Source organism: Candidatus Symbiopectobacterium sp. NZEC135 (assembly GCF_025962695.1).
The window spans coordinates 48165-65093 of the sequence record NZ_JAGFPF010000022.1 but is presented as its reverse complement, the minus strand read 5'-3'; the positions used below and the strand labels follow the sequence as shown (position 1 = coordinate 65093).

Here is a 16929-nt window from a genome sequence, read left to right as displayed (position 1 = left end):
TCGAGGTCAGCCCATGAGTAATTTTCGTTTACTTGCCGGGGAAATACTTGAGCTTATTGGCGGTGAAAAGAACGTTGGTTCGTTAACTCACTGTATTACGCGCTTAAGATTTTCACTAAAAGATGGTACTAAATTTAATAAAGCCGCATTGGATAAGCTGGATGGCGTTATTCTGGCCGTCGAAAGCAATAACCAATACCAGGTCGTGATTGGCAATGATGTCTCGACGGTATATCGCCTTTTAGTGGATGAGTTTGGCATTAAAGGTGATGCCCCTTCGGACAGTGATAGCGAATCCGATGGCAAGAAAGGCAATATTGTCGGACGTCTGTTCAATAAAATGTCCTCCATTTTAGTGCCCATTGTGCCTGCATTGGCCGGTGCCGGGATGCTGAAAGCCTTTCTGGTGATCTTGTCGACCTACCACCTGATTGATACCGCAGGCAGCACCTATAAAATTCTGGCGGCAGCGAGCAACAGCGTGTTTTATTTTCTGCCGCTGCTGTTGGCGTTTTCCTGTGCTAAAGCGTTCAATGCGCATCCGTTTGTTTCTGTTGCGATTGTCGGTGCATTGCTGGAGCCGACGTTCACCGGGTTGATGGCAAAGCAGGGGGATATTGTCGAGTTTCTGGGCGTTCCGGTGGTGCTGATGAAATACTCCTCCACGTTGATCCCGGCGATACTGGCTATCTGGGCTTACTCCTATCTGGAACGATTGCTAAAACGCCTGATTCACCAAAGCATCGAGATGGTGGCTGTACCGATGTTGGGAATGCTAATCATGGTGCCGGTGATTGTGATTGCCGTCGGGCCGATTGGTGTTTACCTCGGGGATGGCATCGGGGCGGGCATTGCTTACATGAACGGCGTGAGCGGCATGCTGACCGGGGCGATCCTGGGCGGTGGCTGGACGCTGCTGGTGATCTTTGGCCTGCATTGGGGCATGGTGCCGGTAATGCTCAATAACCTGGCACTGCGCGGCTTTGACACCATCAAACCGGCGACGGCCGCCGCGACCTTTGCTCAGGCGGGAGCGGCGTTTGGCGTGTTCCTGAAAGCCAAGGATAAAAAGCTGAAATCCTTTGCGCTGTCCAGCATGGTGCCTGCGTTGTTTGCTGGCGTAACCGAGCCTATCGTCTACGGTATTTCTATCAAATATAAGCGCCCGCTGGTGGCATCGCTGATTGCCGGGACGGTCGCGGGGGGCTTTATCGGTTCAATGGGCACCACGGTCATGGCCTATGTTTTCCCGGCGTTGACCACGTTGCCTGCGTTTATGACCACCACGTTTGCCTATTACCTGATTGGTATCGGCATGTCGTTTACGCTCTCGGCCTTGTTGACCTACCTGCTGGGTTTTGATGAGTCACTCGGCGAGTCGTCGGCGGTCACGGCAAAAACGTCAAAAGCGACAACGTCTTCTGCCCCTTTGACGACGGCGGGTAACCAAAGCCTGTTACCGGGCATCACGCTGGTGGCACCGCTCAATGGCACTGTCATGCCGCTTACCTCGGTTAAGGATGCGGTATTCGCCAGTGAAATCATGGGTAAAGGCATCGCGATTCTCCCCTCTGAGGGGGTAGTGACGTCGCCAGTAAATGGCGTGGTATCAAAGCTGTTTCACAGCAAACATGCCATTGGAATCACCTCTGATGAGGGTGTGGAAGTGCTGGTGCACGTCGGGATCGATACGGTACGGCTCAACGGTGAGCATTTTGCCAGCCATGTCAATGAAGGGGATCGTGTCACCACAGGGCAATTGCTGGTGACCTTCGATCTTGAGGCGCTGATCGCCAAAGGCTTTGATGTGACAACGCCCGTAGTGATCGCCAATACCGATGACTATCAGTCGATTTCTGCCACTGAACAGCATCGCGTAACCAACAACAACACCTTAATGACGCTGTTTAGCGCCACCGTTTAATCATCAGTGGGAGAGAGAACATGAAAGATTCAGCCATTACCGGTTTTCCGAAAGGATTTTTGTGGGGCGGCGCACTGGCGGCCAATCAGGTAGAAGGTGGATGGAATGTGGGAGGCAAAGGGCTCTCCACGGCAGACATGGCGATTCACAAAAAGAACCTGAAGCGTGAAGAGTATGAGAAGCACTATAAAATCACCGATGAGCAGATTGCCGACGCTATCGCCGCCACTGACGCCAGCGCGTACCCTAAACGCCGCGGTATCGATTTTTATCACCGTTTTCGTGAAGACATTGCCCTGTTTGCCGAGATGAATTTCAAGGTGCTGCGCGTCTCCATTGCCTGGACACGTATTTTCCCCACTGGGATTGAAGAGCAGCCGAATGAAGAGGGGTTACGTTTCTATGACGAACTGTTTGATGAGCTGCGCAGCAACGGTATTGAGCCGCTGGTAACACTGTCCCATTACGAAATGCCGATCTATCTGGTCAACCATTTTGCCGGGTGGAATGGCAGAAAAACGGTGGATTGTTTTGAGAAATTCGCGGTTACCGTGTTGGAGCGTTATAAAGATAAAGTGAAGTACTGGCTCACGTTCAATGAGATCGACAGTATCATCCGTCACCCGTTTACCACGGGCGGAATTGTGCCGGATCGCTTCTCGAAGGATGAGATTGAAACCGTGATTTATCAGGCGCTGCATCATCAGTTTGTTGCCAGCGCGCTGGCGGTAAAACATTGTCGTCGCCTCTGTCCGGAGGCGAAAATTGGCTGCATGCTGACGCGCTTGCTGACCTACCCGGAAAGCTGTGCGCCGGAAGATATTTTGCTGGCATACCGCGAAAACCAGCTCAACTACTTCTTTAGTGATGTCCAGATTCGCGGACGTTATCCGCGCCACATGACGCGCCGTTTCGTCGAAAAGGGCATTCACATCAACATGCTGCCGGGTGATGAAGAGATCCTGCAACAGCATACGGTGGATTTCCTCTCCTTCAGCTACTACATGTCGCTGGTCACCAGCGTCAACGCCGACAAGATGGACAAAGTGGGCGGTAACATTGCTGGTGGCGTGAAGAACCCCTATCTGAAAACCACCGAATGGGACTGGCAGATCGATCCGGTTGGGCTGCGCATAGCGCTCAACGATATGTACGATCGTTATCAGATCCCGTTGTTCGTGGTGGAAAATGGCATGGGTGCTGTCGATCAGATCGACGACGATCATCAGGTTAATGATGACTACCGTATTGCGTTCTTCCAGTCGCATCTGAAAGAGATGAAAGAAGCGGTGAAAGACGGCGTGGAACTGATGGGCTATACCTCTTGGGCACCCATCGATCTTATCAGCGCATCGACGTCAGAAATGAACAAGCGCTACGGCTTTATCTATGTCGATCAGGATAACGACGGTAACGGCACACTGGCCCGCTACCGTAAGAAGAGTTTCTATTGGTATCAGGATGTTATCGCCACTAACGGTGAAACGCTCTAAGGTGTGAATACGGCTATCGCTGGTGAGTCATTTCTCGCTCGCGATCGTCGTGAATAGCAAAACGTACCGTTGCCATTGAACAAGCCGATAAGTACGAAAGCGTAAAATCGTTGTGGATACATTTCAGAGTGTGCACTGATGAAAAAGTCTACAACAACACCCACTCCTCATGATGCCATGTTCAAGCAGTTCTTGACTCATCCAGACACGGCAAGAGATTTCATGCAGTTGCACTTGCCCAAGCACTTACGGAAACTTTGCTGTCTGGATACGCTGAAATTGGAGTCTGGATCTTTCATTGAAGATAATCTTCGGGCCTATTACAGCGACGTGCTTTACAGCTTGCGGACAATAGCGGGGGAAGGGTATATCCATGTGCTGATTGAACACCAGAGTTCACCGGATAAAATGATGGCGTTCAGATTAATGCGATATGCTATTGCTGCGATGCAGCGCCATCTCGATGCGGGTCATAAAACGCTACCCCTCGTTATCCCGATGGTGTTTTACGCCGGTGAAACAAGTCCATATCCCTATCCGCTTAGCTGGTTACAACTGTTTGATGATCCGACCGTTGCTCACCGACTTTACACCGAAAATTTCTATTTGATCGATGTCACCGTCATTCCCGATGATGAAATTATGCAACATCGTAGTATGGCGGCGCTGACGTTGGTGCAAAAGCATATACGTCAGCGAGATTTGGTTGAATTAATGGACCGGTTAGTGACAATTATGCTGACAAATACCATGACCAGACAACAGGTCAGATCGCTGATAAACTACATGGTACAGATGGGTAATACGGCGAATGCCGATACTTATGTGAGGCAACTGGCACAACGGGTGCCGCAACATGGAGATGAACTGATGACCATAGCGGAACAGTTGGAGCAGAAAGGCATCGAGAAAGGCATCGAAAAAGGTATCGAAAAAGGTATCGAAAAAGGCATAGCGCTGGGGGAGGCGCGTGGACTTGAAAAAGGGGAACGCGAAGCCCGATTAAAAATCGCCAGAGCGATGTTGCAGAAAGGAATGGATCACACCATCATCATAGAAATGACCAGTCTTACAGAAGACGACCTGTTGCAACTCCACCATTGATGCACTCTGATGCGTAGCACGTTACTACGATTTTAAACCGTGCTACGCAGTCTGGCCTTATTCGACATGTGTAATAAAGCGGGACAGGCGCTGTTGCAGCCGTCGGTTTTCTTGGCGTAACTGTGCGTTCTCTTCCAGTAATGTCAGAGCTACGGCGATACCGGGCCAATCTAACGCTAACTCCCTTCTTAAACGCAGGGCGCGCTCTACCATCGCGGCTGCACGATCGTCAAATTGCCAGCATGAATGTTCATCTTCATGAGGTTCAATCACCCCCAGGCCAACAATTTCACTCAGTTCGTCTTCCGAAACGCCGGTATGCAGGCAAAACTCAGTAACGGTAAAGGTAATGGTTACTGTAGACATTATGCTTTCCCCCATGTTTTGCGAGGATCAAAGGATGGTTGGGTGTCTGCCAACTGTTGCCACAAGATGCTGGCGCGGTCATCCGGTTTAGGTGGCATCACGATTTTTATTACGGCGTACAAATCGCCGGTATGGTGTTTACCGATAAGCCCCTTACCTTTGATACGTAACCGTTGGCCTGCTTGGCTGCCCGCAGGAATCGTCAGCAGAATGCTCTCTTTCAGCGTCGGTACGGTGACCTTTGCGCCCAGTGCGGCTTCCCAAGGGGCGAGCGGGACAACAATTTCCAAATCGTGGTCCACGATATCGAACAGCGGGTGCGGTGCAATATGAATGACTAACCACAGGTCTCCATTTGGTCCACCTCGTTCGCCCGGCGTTCCCTGGCCTTTAAGGCGAATGCGCTGACCGTTGCCCACGCCTGCCGGTATCTTCACATTGAGCGTTTTGGGAATTTCCTGCTCTACCATGCCGAAGGCGTTATACACCGGTAGCTTGTAACTGATGGTTTGATTGTGCTCGCTAAGGGTTTCTTCGAGGAATACCGCGACTTCGATTTCAATATCATGACCTCGGGTTGCGCGGGATTGCTGTGATTGGCGTGCATGCTGACCAAAGAGAGAGGAGAACAGATCGTCAACGTCTTCAGCCTTATAGCGCTGACCACTTTCCTGCTGTGGCTGCCGGGTGAACTGTGGATCATTACGGTGTTGCCACAGTTGGTCATACTCTGCTCGCCGCTGTTCGTCACTCAGCACTTCCCAGGCTTCAGCCACGGCTTTAAACCGTGCTTCGGCGTCGGGCTCTTTACTGACATCCGGGTGGTATTTGCGGGCCAATCGACGATAGGCGGTCTTGATGGTCTTGAGATCGTCTGTCGATTTTACGCCCATAATGGCGTAATAATCCTTTAATTCCATAACGTAATCTCGCGTCATTCAATCGGTAAGTGGGATTCCTGAGCGTATTTTCACCGCTAAGTGTAGGATAATCCCATGCAATGCATATCTCCACTGCAAGTCACCGTAACGATAACCGTACTAAACGTAATGCATTGATTATCATTTTTATTTGCTGGAAACGGTCGATAACATCAGCAATAATTGCCGTCCGTTCAGCCCATGCTTCCCACGTTGTTGCACAGGATCCTTGCGCGGTTCGGCACTGTTTTTACTACCGTTCGGGGCTCGACGTTATGACCGACAAAAGCAAGGATCTCGCCGCGCTATACCTCACAGAGCATGAACGCCTGGAACGGCAGATCCGGCGTCGGGTGGGGTGCCGTAATATCGCCAGCGACCTGGTGCAGGATATCTTTCTGCGCTTGTGGGAAAAGGCGATTGAGTGGAAAGGCGACTCCGCCGCCTATCTCACCCGCTGTGCGCGTAATGCGGCCATTGACCATTTGCGGGCGGAAAAAACCAAAGCAGACTACCTTCAGGGCGTGCTGCCTGAGCACTACACTGAAGAAGTCGAGTCGCCGCAAGACATTGTGTCCGCACAGCAGAACATCCATCATATTGATGAAATCCTGGCGGCCTTACCGCAAAAAACACGGCATATCTTTTTGCTCAATCGGGTTCATGGTCGCAGTTTCTCGGAAATTGCTGCGGTGATGGGGATTTCATCACGAGCGGTGGCAAAACACATGGCGCGGGCCGTAGCTGCCTGCGAAGCGCGCATAGGAGGCGAGCACGATGACACCGACTGAGGCGCAAATCCGCGAACAAGCGCGCGACTGGTTTATCGCTCTGCGGGATAATTCTTCGCGCGCTCAGCGAATTGCCTGTGACCAGTGGCGACAGAGTAACCCGGCGCACGATGAAGCGTATCGCGCGGTCGAGGCGGTATGGCAGGCAACCGCGGCTCCGGGCAAGCGATTGGCGGAAAAGGAGTCCGATGCGCTGGCAGTTTATCTCACGGCAATCAAGCAGGAAAAACGCCATCAACGCGCCAGACGGTGGCTGGTTTCGGCCAGCGCCTGCTGTGCATTGATGCTGGCGGGAGTGCTTTGGCTGGAAAACCCTTACTGGATGCAGGATGTTACGGCAAGCCACGTGGCGAGCAAAGGCGAACGTCGAGACATAACGCTGGCAGATGGCTCGCGGGTATTGCTGGATGCGGATAGCGCGTTCAACGTTGACGTTACGCCGCAAGGGCGGCGCGTCCACTTGCTGCGCGGTGCCGCTTTTTTTGATGTCACGCCGTCGCAGACGCCCTTTGTGGTGGCGACGGCGGCGGGTGATGTGCGGGTGCTTGGTACCCAATTTGATGTGCGTTTGATGGATGATTCTGCTCTGGTGACCCTGGCAAAAGGAAGTGTCGCGGTGACAGCGGGTGGGTCTGTGACTCCCACTCTGCTTAAACCCGGACAGCAGGTATGGTTTAGCGCCAGCGGAACCCATGCACCTGTCAGTGTTAATGTTGCAGACGAAATGGCGTGGCGCGAAGGACGTTATGTGTTTTATCGTGCTCTGCTGGCTGATGTGGTGCGTGAGGTGGAACGCTACCGTCCCGGGCGTATTCTCATCCCGTCATCGGCGTTGGCTAATCAAACGGTGACTGGCAGCTTTTCGCTGGTGGATAGCGATGCGGCGTTGGCATCGTTGCAGGCCAGTGTCGGGTTTCAGATGCGCAAAGTCACTGAACGGCTGGTGATTCTCTCTCCATAAAAATAATATATTTTACAATGTGTTGTGATTTTTTGATTAAAAAATTCATTTTCAGGGTTCAGTGATCCGTTTTCTCATTCGTGAACGTAGTGAGAGTGCAAATGATAATTACTATTATTAACGTGCTCGCAGTTCATGACACGAGATGAGGATCTCTTCTAATGAAACAAAAAAGAGCACACCAGGCAGGCTACGTATTCGCCACCCTTTTATTGACCAGCTTTAGTGGTGCGCACAGCGCCGCAGCGCCGGTTGAACAGCAAGCCACGCAGCAATTCAGCTTCAATCTTCCGGCGAAACCCGTCACTCAGGCGGTGAACGACATTGGCCGTATCACTGGCCTGTCCGTTGTTTTCCGTGAAGAGCCGGAAATGGCCACCATTGGTAAACCCGTGCGTGGCACGCTGAGCACTGAGCAGGCGTTGGCAACCCTGCTCAATGGCACCGGGCTGGGCTACCGCTTTAGTAATGCAACCACGGTACAAATTTATGTATTGCCTCCGTCAGCGAGGACTGCATCAGGGGGAACGCCCGACACCATGGTGGTTCAGGCGCAGGGAAATAGCCGACTGGGCCCGGTGGTGGGTTATGTTGCCAGCAACAGTACCTCTGGTACCAAAACCAACACCCCGCTGATGAGAACGCCGCAGTCGGTCAGCGTGATCACCCGCGAACAGGCTGACGCGCAGGGCGCGCAAAGCTTGGTGCAGGCATTGCGCTATTCATCGGGCGTGGCGGCAGAAGTTCGCGGCTCGGCATCGCGTTATGATTTGCCTTATGTTCGTGGTTTCGGTTCTCCGACCGACAGCAACCAGTATCTTGATGGCTTGCGCTTACTGCGCGGCGGCGGTTATGCCATTCCGCAGATTGAAACCTATGGTATTGAGCGCATCGAATTCCTCAAAGGTCCGTCGTCCACGCTGTATGGTGGTGTGACGCCTGGCGGGTTGATCAATGCGATTTCCAAGGTACCGACCAGCGAACCGCAGCACGCGGTTGAGATGCTCTACGGCAGCCATAACCGGATGCAACTTGGTATGGATTCCGCCGGGCCGCTCAACGATGACCGCTCGTTGCTCTATCGCGTTGTCGCGCTTGGCCGGAAATCTGACACGCAGGTAGTGAATACCAAAGAAGAACGCGTCTATGTCGCTCCCTCTCTGACCTGGATCCCCGATACCGATACTTCATTCACGCTCAACATGAGTTATCAGCACGATCCTGAAGGGGGATACTACGGTGTGTTGCCCACGGTCGGTTCACTGTGGCCCAGCCCGGCAGGGCAAATCCCCCGTAATTTCAACGACGGCGATCCGGCGTTTGATCAGTTCGATCGTAAGCAGATCATGGTGGGGTATCAGTTTGAGCACCGCATCAATGACACCTGGAGCGTGCGCCACAATTTCCGCTATCTCGATCACTCAACGGTGAGCAAGAGCGTAGGGACGTCCAGCATGGGGGCCGATGGACATACCATCTCGCGTTACGCGCTGGGAACGGATGAAACGCTGCGCGGTCTGACATCCGATCTGCAACTTCAGGCTGAATTTGATACCGGGCGTTTATATCACACGGCTTTATTCGGTTTTGATTATCAGCAATCTGACTGGACGCAAATTCGGGATTACGGCGGCGCACCTTCCATTGATTTCCTGAACCCGGTGTATGGCGTAGCGACTAACCTGACGCTGGCGCGCATCACCAACCAGAAGCAGCACACCAATCAGGCGGGTTTTTACGCGCAGGATCAGATCGATCTCGATCGTTGGACGCTGGTGGGCGGCATGCGCTATGACACTATTCGAACCAGAACCGATAACCGACTGAATGATACCCGTAGCGTGCAAGATGACGACGCGGTAAGCGGTAAGCTCGGGCTGATTTACAACTTTGACATGGGGATTGCGCCTTATGTCAGCTACTCCACATCATTCCTGCCGGTCAATGGTACTGATGCAAGCGGCAGCGCCTTTAAGCCGACTACAGCGAAGCAGCGCGAAGTGGGGGTAAAATACCAACCTACGCATTTTAATGCGCTGTTTACGCTTGCCTACTTTGATATTACACAAAGTAACGTCGTGACCTCCGCCAACCCATACACCACTTACCAAACCGGGGAACAGCGTTCACGCGGCGTTGAGTTTGAAAGCAAGATGGCGGTTACGGACAACATCAATGTGACCAGTGCCTTGACCTACACCAACGCCGAAGTGGTTAAAGGATTAGGGGTCGATGTCGGGCAGGCACCTATTGGTATTCCTGATTACACCGCTTCGCTGTGGGCCGATTATCGCTTCCGCTCCGGCGTGCTGGAGGGGATTACCCTGGGCAGCGGCGTGCGCTATGTCGGCAGCACGGTGGGGGGATATTCGCCTAACGTTTATACCGCCAACGCCACGCGATTGGATGCGCCGAGTTACACCGTGTTCGATGCGTCAGTCAGTTACGATTTCGGCAAAAGATCGCCAACGCTCAACGGGTTAAGTGGCAAGGTCAGCGTCAATAACCTGTTCGATAAACGCTATGTGACGTGCCTGTCCAATAACTTCTGTAACTACGGCAACGATCGGGTGGTGTATGCCTCACTGGCTTATCGCTGGTGATGCCAATGGAACAAGCAATACGGTCCGACACGCAAGCACCGCGCATGCGTGAGCAGCTAGCCACGCTACTGGGCATTAGCGCGCTGTACATCGGCTTCGGCATGACCATGGGGCTCATTCAGGGTGGCTTCCCTGCCATTATGCGTGCGCAGGGCATCAGTCTGGGAGCCGCCGGGTGGCTCTATGCGCTCTATCTGCCGTTGGGCGTCGCCTTTTTGTGGGCACCGCTGGTGGATCGCTGGCGCCCGCCGTTATTGCCGCCTCGACTGGCGTGGATTGTACCGATGCAAGTGCTGGCGGCATTGACGGTAGCTATGGTGGCGCTGCTGGAAGGCGCAGCCATGGGGATTCTGTTCTCGATGGGGCTCTTTGTGGCGTTCACCATGGCAACCATGGATATTGCATTGGACGGGTTGGCGGTAGAGCGCATTCATCCAGCCTGGCGACCGCGTGCAGCGGCCTGCAAACTGGGAGCATTATCGACAGGTGCCATGATTGGCGGCGGTGCTTTTGTCGCGTTGTTTCACACCTATGGCTGGAAGGCGATCTTCCTGTGCTATGCGGCCTCTCTTTTACTGCTGGTATTACCGGTGCTGCTGTTAATGAAAGAGGTACCGCATGTTGGCCAACCGAACGTTGGGCGGCGGGACGCGGCGAGCCTGAGTGCGTTGCTGCGTAACCCCGTACAGCGCAAGCGACTTACTCTCTTGACGTTAGCGTGCTGCGTTATCTTTCCGATTGCGGGACTGAATCGCCTGATGCTGCTCGATCTCAATGTGCCGATAGCGCAGATCGGTGGGATCGTCGGCACGCTTGGCCCCATCACCATGCTGATCACTGCGGTTATCTCTATGCCGTTAATGCGCCGCTGCGGGCTTTCCGGTGCACTGATGGCGTTCACCGTGCTGGCCTTGCTGGCATTGGCCGCGATGATAACCGGTTTTGTTCGGGTGCAGTCGTGGCTCGCCATGTCGGGAGCGATAGCGGTGGGGGCGGCGGTGAGCGGCATTTTTGTGGTGCTGAGTGCCAGAATATTGGGGTGGTCACGCGGGGCGCAACCCGCTACCGATTACGCGGCTTTTTACGGCGTAGGACGGTTTGCCAGCACGCTGGCTACCATTGCAGGGGCGCAAATGGTGAGCTGGATTAGCTGGCCCTGGTTCTACGCATCGGGTGCGCTGGCACTACTGATTATTACGGGGCTATTGCGTGCCCCCATGGCAGAAAAGGATGAATAACATGAACCAACAACATCATTATTCCGGTGAGCCACTGGACAGTGAAATTTTCGACAGTTCGCGCTGGCCCGTGGTCTTCCTGCGCTTTCCCGCATTGGAGATGCCGAATCGCACCGACAGGTTACTGGCGGGATTGACGCACATTCTGACACAGCAGCGGCGCGTGGCGTTGGTGTGGATTCCAGCAAGGCATGGTCATGAGAGAGAACCCCATGAACAAGAGAAGCAGGCATCGCGATGGATGAAGCAATATAAAAATGAACTGCGGGATTACTGCGCGGGTTATGTGTATTTGACCTGTGAGCCTGAAGTGCGTGAGAGCCTGAGCGCCATGTTTCCCAAAGTGAAAAAGATCCTGCCGTTTCCCAAAACGCTGGCAGACGATATGGAGGACGCTTATCGAAAAGCGACGGCGTTTCTTGCGCTGGATGGGGCCGTGATGGAGTAAGTGCACGACCAGTCGCATTACGGATGCATTTAAGCACCTGTTTCTTTGCTTATGCCCGCATTGCCCAAGCGGCGACTCAACGCACTTTGCGTTATCCCGAGCAGTTTGGCTGCGGCACTCTGGTTGTTATTGGTGCGAATAAGTGCCTCATGGATCAACTGCTCTGTGATTTCTCTAATGGTGGGTAAATTCGCTGGAAAGGTAATCCGTTCACTGTGCGGTAGCGGTTGAGTTTGTTCTAGCGCCTTAAAAAAAGGCGCGAGGGACAGTTCCTGACCGTTGCTGATCCCTGCGGCGGTAAAAGTTAACGATTTTAATTCGGCAATATTTCCGGGGAAGGCGTAATGCTCCAGTCGGCTCGCGAGATCGTGGGGCAGCGCGAGGTAATCCCGCCCCAACGCCTGGCAGGCCATCTCATTAAAATGCTGCAATAACAGGCCAATATCAGCGGTCCGTTCCCTGAGCGGCGGTAGCCTTATGCGCTGTGGTTGCAGGCAGTAAAGCAATCCGTGGGAGAAATTCTTTTGCTCGAGCTGTTCCAGCGGCACCGTGGTACTAAACAATAACCGGCATTTGAGCGCAGTTTCCCGCAGCGAGCCTTGCGGAAAATAGCGTTTGCGCTGGCACAACTGCGTGAACACCCTTTGGGTTTCCTCATTTGCCAGCGCGAGATGTTCAAGCAGCAAAAAACCTGAGCCTGCCATATCGAGCAAGCCCGCTTGATGGGCAACCCCAAACAGTTTTTGCTCTAACATCTGTGGGGTGATATCGGCCACTGACAGCGTTAACAAGGGTAATTCTGGACAAACCTGTTGTTGCAGCGCTTCCGCAAACAGATGTTTACCTGTACCTATTTCACCTTCTATTAAGATAGGCTCGCGGCTATCGTGCAACGCGGCAGCGAAAGTAAAGCAGTCGTGCATTTTGATGTCAGTGGTGAGGATTCGGTCAAACGCACTCAGATTCATGCGATTAAAGAACCCCTCTTTAATTTGATGGTAACGCCGTTCCAGCCCAATCATCTCCATGGCGCGGCGCACGCCTATCAGTAACTGATCGGTTGAACTGGTTTTGGTAATAAAATCATAGGCACCTTGCTTCATGCACGCTACCGCGATGTCGGTTTCATTGAGTCCTGTCAATACGATCACTCGCACATAGGGAGCATGCTCGCGAATATCTCTTAGCAATTGCCGACCATCAAGGGCGGGCATATTGAGATCGAGTAGCACCAACGCAATATCCAAATCATTGATCAGTTGCAAAGCCTGGCGGCTATTTTCACAGGTGTAGGTCCTGGCCTCGGGAATATGCCGATTGAGCAACATATCGATGGTACGCAGCCAGCGGGTTTCATCATCGATAACGAGAATATTGCGACTAAGCTTCATTGCATATTCCTAATAAAATTTTCATTTCGGTGCCAATATTGGGTTGCGAATGGATAAGCCACTGGGCACCGTGTTCGATAAGAATTTTATTGGTGGTCGAAAGCCCAAGCCCTGTTCCCCCTTGCTCGCGACGGGTGGTGAAAAAGGGTTCGCGAATACGTGCCTGAATGTGAGGCTGCATACCACAGCCATTATCGATGACCTTAAGGTATACACGTCCCTCTTCGATCCCGGTTTCAATCGTCAGCAGGGGATGGATTTTGTCCATCGCCAGACAGGCATTCTGAATCAAATTAATAAGCACCAATTGGAGTTGCAGCTCGTCCCCTTTAACCGCCGGAAGGCGAGGATGGAGTGAGAGCTGCAACTGCAACCGTTTGACATTGTTATGGGTTAACCGCAGCGCAGTTTCAACAATGTGATTGAGTGCGACAGGTTTAACATTGCTGAGACCATAGCGTGAGAAATGTTTGAGATCGTGAATGATACAGCCAATGCGCTGGGCCGATTCCTGCACCGATTGGCTGGTATAATTGAGTTTCTCAAGTCCCTGTTGCAGCGCCTGTGGCTGCGAAGTCGTGGACGGCAATGCCCGTTTCAGATCGTCGATAATATCCTGCATCAGACTCATTGATTGATTGATGAGCCCCACGGGATTATTAATTTCGTGGGCGATGCCCGTCGTTAATTCCCCAAGGGATGCCAGGCGGCTGGAGAGTTCGCTCACCTGTTTCAACTCAAAGGGTTCGGTATAGTCTTCGATAAATAAGGTGATCATATTGCTGGAGATCAGGTATAAATTCAGTTTCCAGCGTTTATTGTCGAGCGAGAATTCGATTAATTGTGATTCTTCACCATTGAATCCTGACTGGATAAGCGGTGTGAGTGCGACCTTTGGATATGCCTGTTCAAGCCTTTCTGGTGCTAACAGCCACTGATATTTACCGTTTTGCCAGATTATTTTCAAGTGTTGATCTAGCAGGATAACGCCGCAGGGAAGACCGTCTAATACCGAATGGAATTGGGCCGATACGCGGTTAATTTCCGCCTCGGCTTTTTGTCGTTGGTGGAGTTCCTGTTTAAGGGATTGGGTTTTTTGTTTGAGCACCAGACTGATATAAAGCGTGATTAACAAGCCAATGCTGGAAATGATGGCAGCAAATAATGCCCATTGGAAAAAATCGTTACGGACTTTCCCTAATTCAATTTTTTCCTTACCGAAGCCGACCCATTTATAAATCAAATCATCGAAGTAACCACCGTGGTAATTCTGCTCAAGAACGTCACTTACCGCTTTGGAGAACTGGGGGTCCTTTTCGGACATGACTAAATAAAATTGACTAAGAAATAACGGATTACTCGCTGTTTTAGTCATCGGGAACTGTTGCAACAAGCGGCGGGCACAGTAGAACTCTGCCAGTACAAAGTCCACTTTACCGGCGGATAACAGCTCAAATCCCTGCTCATTGGTGACGACAGGCACAAGGGTAAAATCCTGCGGATTAGCCTTAAGATACATCTCTACCGAAGAAGCTTGTTTAATGGCTACGCGCTTTTTGTACAGCGCGGCCCACGAGTCTGCCTGGCCTGCGCTACGCAGGTTATAGGCACTGATGTAGGTAGGCAATAGCGGTAGCGCTGTGTTGAGCGCAAAGCTTTCTCCAGCGGGCAAATCAATCACGGCTAATTGGCGCGAATTATGGGTTACGGAATACAGGGTTTGCTCGAGCGTTTGGCGATTGATAATTAAATTGTATTGCAACTTTTGGGCAATTTGACGGGCTAATTCAATGTTAAAGCCAGTCTCTTCGCCAGCCTCATTTTGCCACTCAAAGGGCGGGGTATTGCTATGAACATTGAATGTCAGATTTTGCTGCGCAAATCCTTGTGCCGAGAACAGACTCAGCGCGACTATCATTCCCCGTAAATACTGCCAATAGCTCACACAATACACACCTTCTTGAACACTTCCCAACATTGATGATTACTTTTTTATGGGGAAGCGTGGCTGAAAGCTTTACTTTACGCTGCTATTGAATAAAGGGAAGCGATCAATCTCGCTTTTTGACAAGGACGAAACGTTAAATGCCGTTAATTTACCCGTGCAGACTGTTATCTCTTTTTTGACAGAGATATCACATTTAATTTACTTGATTAGTGATACGGTTACGTCATATTCTTTTAAAGAGAATGATAATTAATTAATATTGAAGTGTGGGATCTCTGCATTATGCAAAAATGCATAATAGAGTATGCAAGGTTCAAAGTTTTTTACGTTAAGCGACCTATCTCCAAATTCTATCCTCGAACGTTATCCCTTCAGAAATTACGCAGCGTAAATTCAGGCCGTGAGCAATTCGCGTTAATAACTCCTGAAAAGAATTGAATAACATAGGGGACACTAATATGGATAATAAATTAGATCAAAATCGTCGAGAATTTTTAACCAAGGGAGCTGTACTCGCCGCTGCGGCAGGAACGCTTGCGCTGACCGCTTCATCTACAGCCCACGCCGCAGAAGTGGTGGCAGCAACGGGAGCCACTGCCTCAGCGGAAGAGCCAAAAGCCATCACCGGTTACATTAAAGAGCCTAAAAACTTAAAAGACGTACTCGGCAATGCGCGCAAAATCATGAGCACGTGTGCTGCCTGTGATGTCGCCGGGGCGGGGCGTTGCAACGGTAAAGGTCCGTGCGGGGAAGGTGTTCCCGGTATGGGCGGTATGCGCCAAAGCTTTGTGCGCAACATTGAAGCCTTTGAAGGCATGAGTCTCACAATGCGCAGCCTGCACAATGTGACTAAGCCGAAAATGGAAACGGAGTTATTTGGCGTTAAATTAGCGATGCCTATCCTGACCGGTGTCACCGGTGGTTTAACCTACAACATGGGGGCTGCGAACAAATTAGCGTTCGATGGCGAAGTGATGACTGAAGATAAATACGCCCGCGGCATTATCGAAGGGGCGGCAAACTCAGGTTGTTTAGGGTGGGCGGCGGACGGCATTGAAGATCCCGTCGATACCTACAAACGTCGTTTAGAGGTTGTTAAAGAATTTAAAGGCCGCGCGATTGCACAAATCAAACCGCGTACCCAACAGGAAATCTTTGAGCGTATCGATCTGGTGCAGAATGCCGGTGCGCCTTTCTTTGCGATTGATATTGATTCGGCGGGCCGTGCTGCCCGTGCACTGCCCGGCAGCACAGTTGAGCCTAAGGACCTGAAAAAGCTTAAGGAAATCGTTAAATACGCCAAGATCCCTTTTATGGCGAAAGGCGTGATGACGGTGGAAGAAGCGCTGATGTGCGCCGAAGCCGGTTGCGGGGCGATTGTGGTGTCTAACCACGGCGGTCGCGTGCTGAGCTCGACCCCTGCGACCATGCATGTGTTACCCGCCATTGTCAAAGCGGTACGCGATCGCGGGTACAAGATGCCGATTCTGGTCGACGGTGGCGTGCGTGATGGTGGCGATGTGCTCAAAGCGCTGGCCAGCGGTGCCCATGCCGTATTGGTTGGCCGCCCGATGCTACGTGCCAGCCTCGGCGGTGGTGTTAAAGGGGTTGAGATGCAGTTCAAACGCTTCCAAGGTGAGCTTGAGTCCAGCATGGTGCTGACCGGTACCGCCGATGTGCGGAATGTTGACCCGGCGATTCTGATTCAGAGCGTTTGATTGTAATCATCACGGCATGCCAAT

Annotated in this window: 13 protein-coding genes; 9 read left to right on the top strand and 4 right to left on the bottom strand. The window is 52.0% G+C overall.

Features of this window, described 5'->3' with window-relative positions; translation table 11 throughout:
• The first annotated feature begins 13 nt into the window (after positions 1-13).
• The 3 genes from J5224_RS12925 to J5224_RS12915 all read left to right on the top strand — a co-directional run bounded on the left by J5224_RS12925 (position 14) and on the right by J5224_RS12915 (position 4521).
• The gene (locus J5224_RS12925) at positions 14-1924 is read left to right on the top strand and encodes a beta-glucoside-specific PTS transporter subunit IIABC (RefSeq protein WP_413544674.1); all 1911 of its coding nucleotides are present in this window, start codon (positions 14-16) and stop codon (positions 1922-1924) included.
• Between the two features lie 20 nt (positions 1925-1944).
• Complete coding sequence (locus J5224_RS12920; protein ID WP_264625758.1) at positions 1945-3417, top strand: glycoside hydrolase family 1 protein; 1473 nt, start codon at positions 1945-1947, stop codon at positions 3415-3417.
• 138 nt (positions 3418-3555) lie between these two features.
• Positions 3556-4521 (top strand): Rpn family recombination-promoting nuclease/putative transposase, encoded by a 966-nt coding sequence (locus J5224_RS12915; protein ID WP_264625757.1) that lies wholly within the window; start codon positions 3556-3558, stop codon positions 4519-4521.
• Positions 4522-4578: 57 nt separating this feature from the next.
• Here J5224_RS12915 and cbpM read toward each other — a convergent pair whose 3' ends face one another.
• Together cbpM and cbpA are read right to left on the bottom strand one after the other, a co-directional pair.
• A complete protein-coding gene (gene cbpM / locus J5224_RS12910) occupies positions 4579-4887 on the bottom strand; it encodes a chaperone modulator CbpM (RefSeq protein WP_264625756.1) in 309 nt (102 codons plus the stop codon).
• Positions 4887-5807 (bottom strand): curved DNA-binding protein, encoded by a 921-nt coding sequence (gene cbpA / locus J5224_RS12905; RefSeq protein ID WP_264625755.1) that lies wholly within the window; start codon positions 5805-5807, stop codon positions 4887-4889. The genes cbpM and cbpA overlap by 1 nt, the downstream gene beginning before the upstream one ends.
• Before the next feature lie 275 nt (positions 5808-6082).
• Between cbpA and J5224_RS12900 the strand changes: the two genes are divergently transcribed.
• From J5224_RS12900 to J5224_RS12880, 5 genes are all read left to right on the top strand, one after another.
• Positions 6083-6598, top strand: coding sequence for an RNA polymerase sigma factor (locus tag J5224_RS12900; RefSeq protein WP_264625754.1), 516 nt, complete (start codon positions 6083-6085; stop codon positions 6596-6598).
• Entirely contained in the window at positions 6585-7559 is a 975-nt protein-coding gene (locus J5224_RS12895) for a FecR family protein (protein ID WP_264625753.1), read from the top strand. The genes J5224_RS12900 and J5224_RS12895 overlap by 14 nt, the downstream gene beginning before the upstream one ends.
• A 161-nt stretch (positions 7560-7720) precedes the next feature.
• Positions 7721-10162, top strand: a complete 2442-nt coding sequence (locus J5224_RS12890; RefSeq protein ID WP_264625752.1) for a TonB-dependent siderophore receptor — start codon at positions 7721-7723, stop codon at positions 10160-10162.
• Between the two features lie 5 nt (positions 10163-10167).
• Positions 10168-11400, top strand: a complete 1233-nt coding sequence (locus J5224_RS12885) for an MFS transporter (RefSeq protein ID WP_264625751.1) — start codon at positions 10168-10170, stop codon at positions 11398-11400.
• A gap of 1 nt (position 11401) precedes the next feature.
• Positions 11402-11848 (top strand): hypothetical protein, encoded by a 447-nt coding sequence (locus J5224_RS12880; protein WP_264625750.1) that lies wholly within the window; start codon positions 11402-11404, stop codon positions 11846-11848.
• A gap of 29 nt (positions 11849-11877) precedes the next feature.
• Here J5224_RS12880 and J5224_RS12875 read toward each other — a convergent pair whose 3' ends face one another.
• Together J5224_RS12875 and J5224_RS12870 are read right to left on the bottom strand one after the other, a co-directional pair.
• Positions 11878-13239 carry a sigma-54-dependent transcriptional regulator gene (locus J5224_RS12875; RefSeq protein WP_264625749.1) on the bottom strand — a complete coding sequence of 454 codons (1362 nt, stop codon included), beginning with the start codon at positions 13237-13239 and terminating at the stop codon, positions 11878-11880.
• Positions 13229-15184, bottom strand: coding sequence for an ATP-binding protein (locus J5224_RS12870; RefSeq protein ID WP_264625748.1), 1956 nt, complete (start codon positions 15182-15184; stop codon positions 13229-13231). Before J5224_RS12870 ends, J5224_RS12875 begins: the two co-directional genes overlap by 11 nt.
• Before the next feature lie 461 nt (positions 15185-15645).
• On the opposite strand from J5224_RS12870, the gene J5224_RS12865 reads away from it, so the two are divergent.
• The gene (locus J5224_RS12865) at positions 15646-16905 is read left to right on the top strand and encodes an alpha-hydroxy-acid oxidizing protein (RefSeq protein WP_264625747.1); all 1260 of its coding nucleotides are present in this window, start codon (positions 15646-15648) and stop codon (positions 16903-16905) included.
• Positions 16906-16929 lie beyond the last annotated feature (24 nt).

Excerpts from the sequence above, each read along its gene's own strand:
- J5224_RS12925 (WP_413544674.1), top strand. The coding sequence starts at position 14 with ATGAGTAATTTTCGTTTACTTGCCGGGGAAATACTTGAGCTTATTGGC.
- J5224_RS12920 (WP_264625758.1), top strand. The coding sequence starts at position 1,945 with ATGAAAGATTCAGCCATTACCGGTTTTCCGAAAGGATTTTTGTGGGGC.
- J5224_RS12915 (WP_264625757.1), top strand. The coding sequence starts at position 3,556 with ATGAAAAAGTCTACAACAACACCCACTCCTCATGATGCCATGTTCAAG.
- cbpM (WP_264625756.1), bottom strand. The coding sequence starts at position 4,887 with ATGTCTACAGTAACCATTACCTTTACCGTTACTGAGTTTTGCCTGCAT.
- cbpA (WP_264625755.1), bottom strand. The coding sequence starts at position 5,807 with ATGGAATTAAAGGATTATTACGCCATTATGGGCGTAAAATCGACAGAC.
- J5224_RS12900 (WP_264625754.1), top strand. The coding sequence starts at position 6,083 with ATGACCGACAAAAGCAAGGATCTCGCCGCGCTATACCTCACAGAGCAT.
- J5224_RS12895 (WP_264625753.1), top strand. The coding sequence starts at position 6,585 with ATGACACCGACTGAGGCGCAAATCCGCGAACAAGCGCGCGACTGGTTT.
- J5224_RS12890 (WP_264625752.1), top strand. The coding sequence starts at position 7,721 with ATGAAACAAAAAAGAGCACACCAGGCAGGCTACGTATTCGCCACCCTT.
- J5224_RS12885 (WP_264625751.1), top strand. The coding sequence starts at position 10,168 with ATGGAACAAGCAATACGGTCCGACACGCAAGCACCGCGCATGCGTGAG.
- J5224_RS12880 (WP_264625750.1), top strand. The coding sequence starts at position 11,402 with ATGAACCAACAACATCATTATTCCGGTGAGCCACTGGACAGTGAAATT.
- J5224_RS12875 (WP_264625749.1), bottom strand. The coding sequence starts at position 13,239 with ATGAAGCTTAGTCGCAATATTCTCGTTATCGATGATGAAACCCGCTGG.
- J5224_RS12865 (WP_264625747.1), top strand. The coding sequence starts at position 15,646 with ATGGATAATAAATTAGATCAAAATCGTCGAGAATTTTTAACCAAGGGA.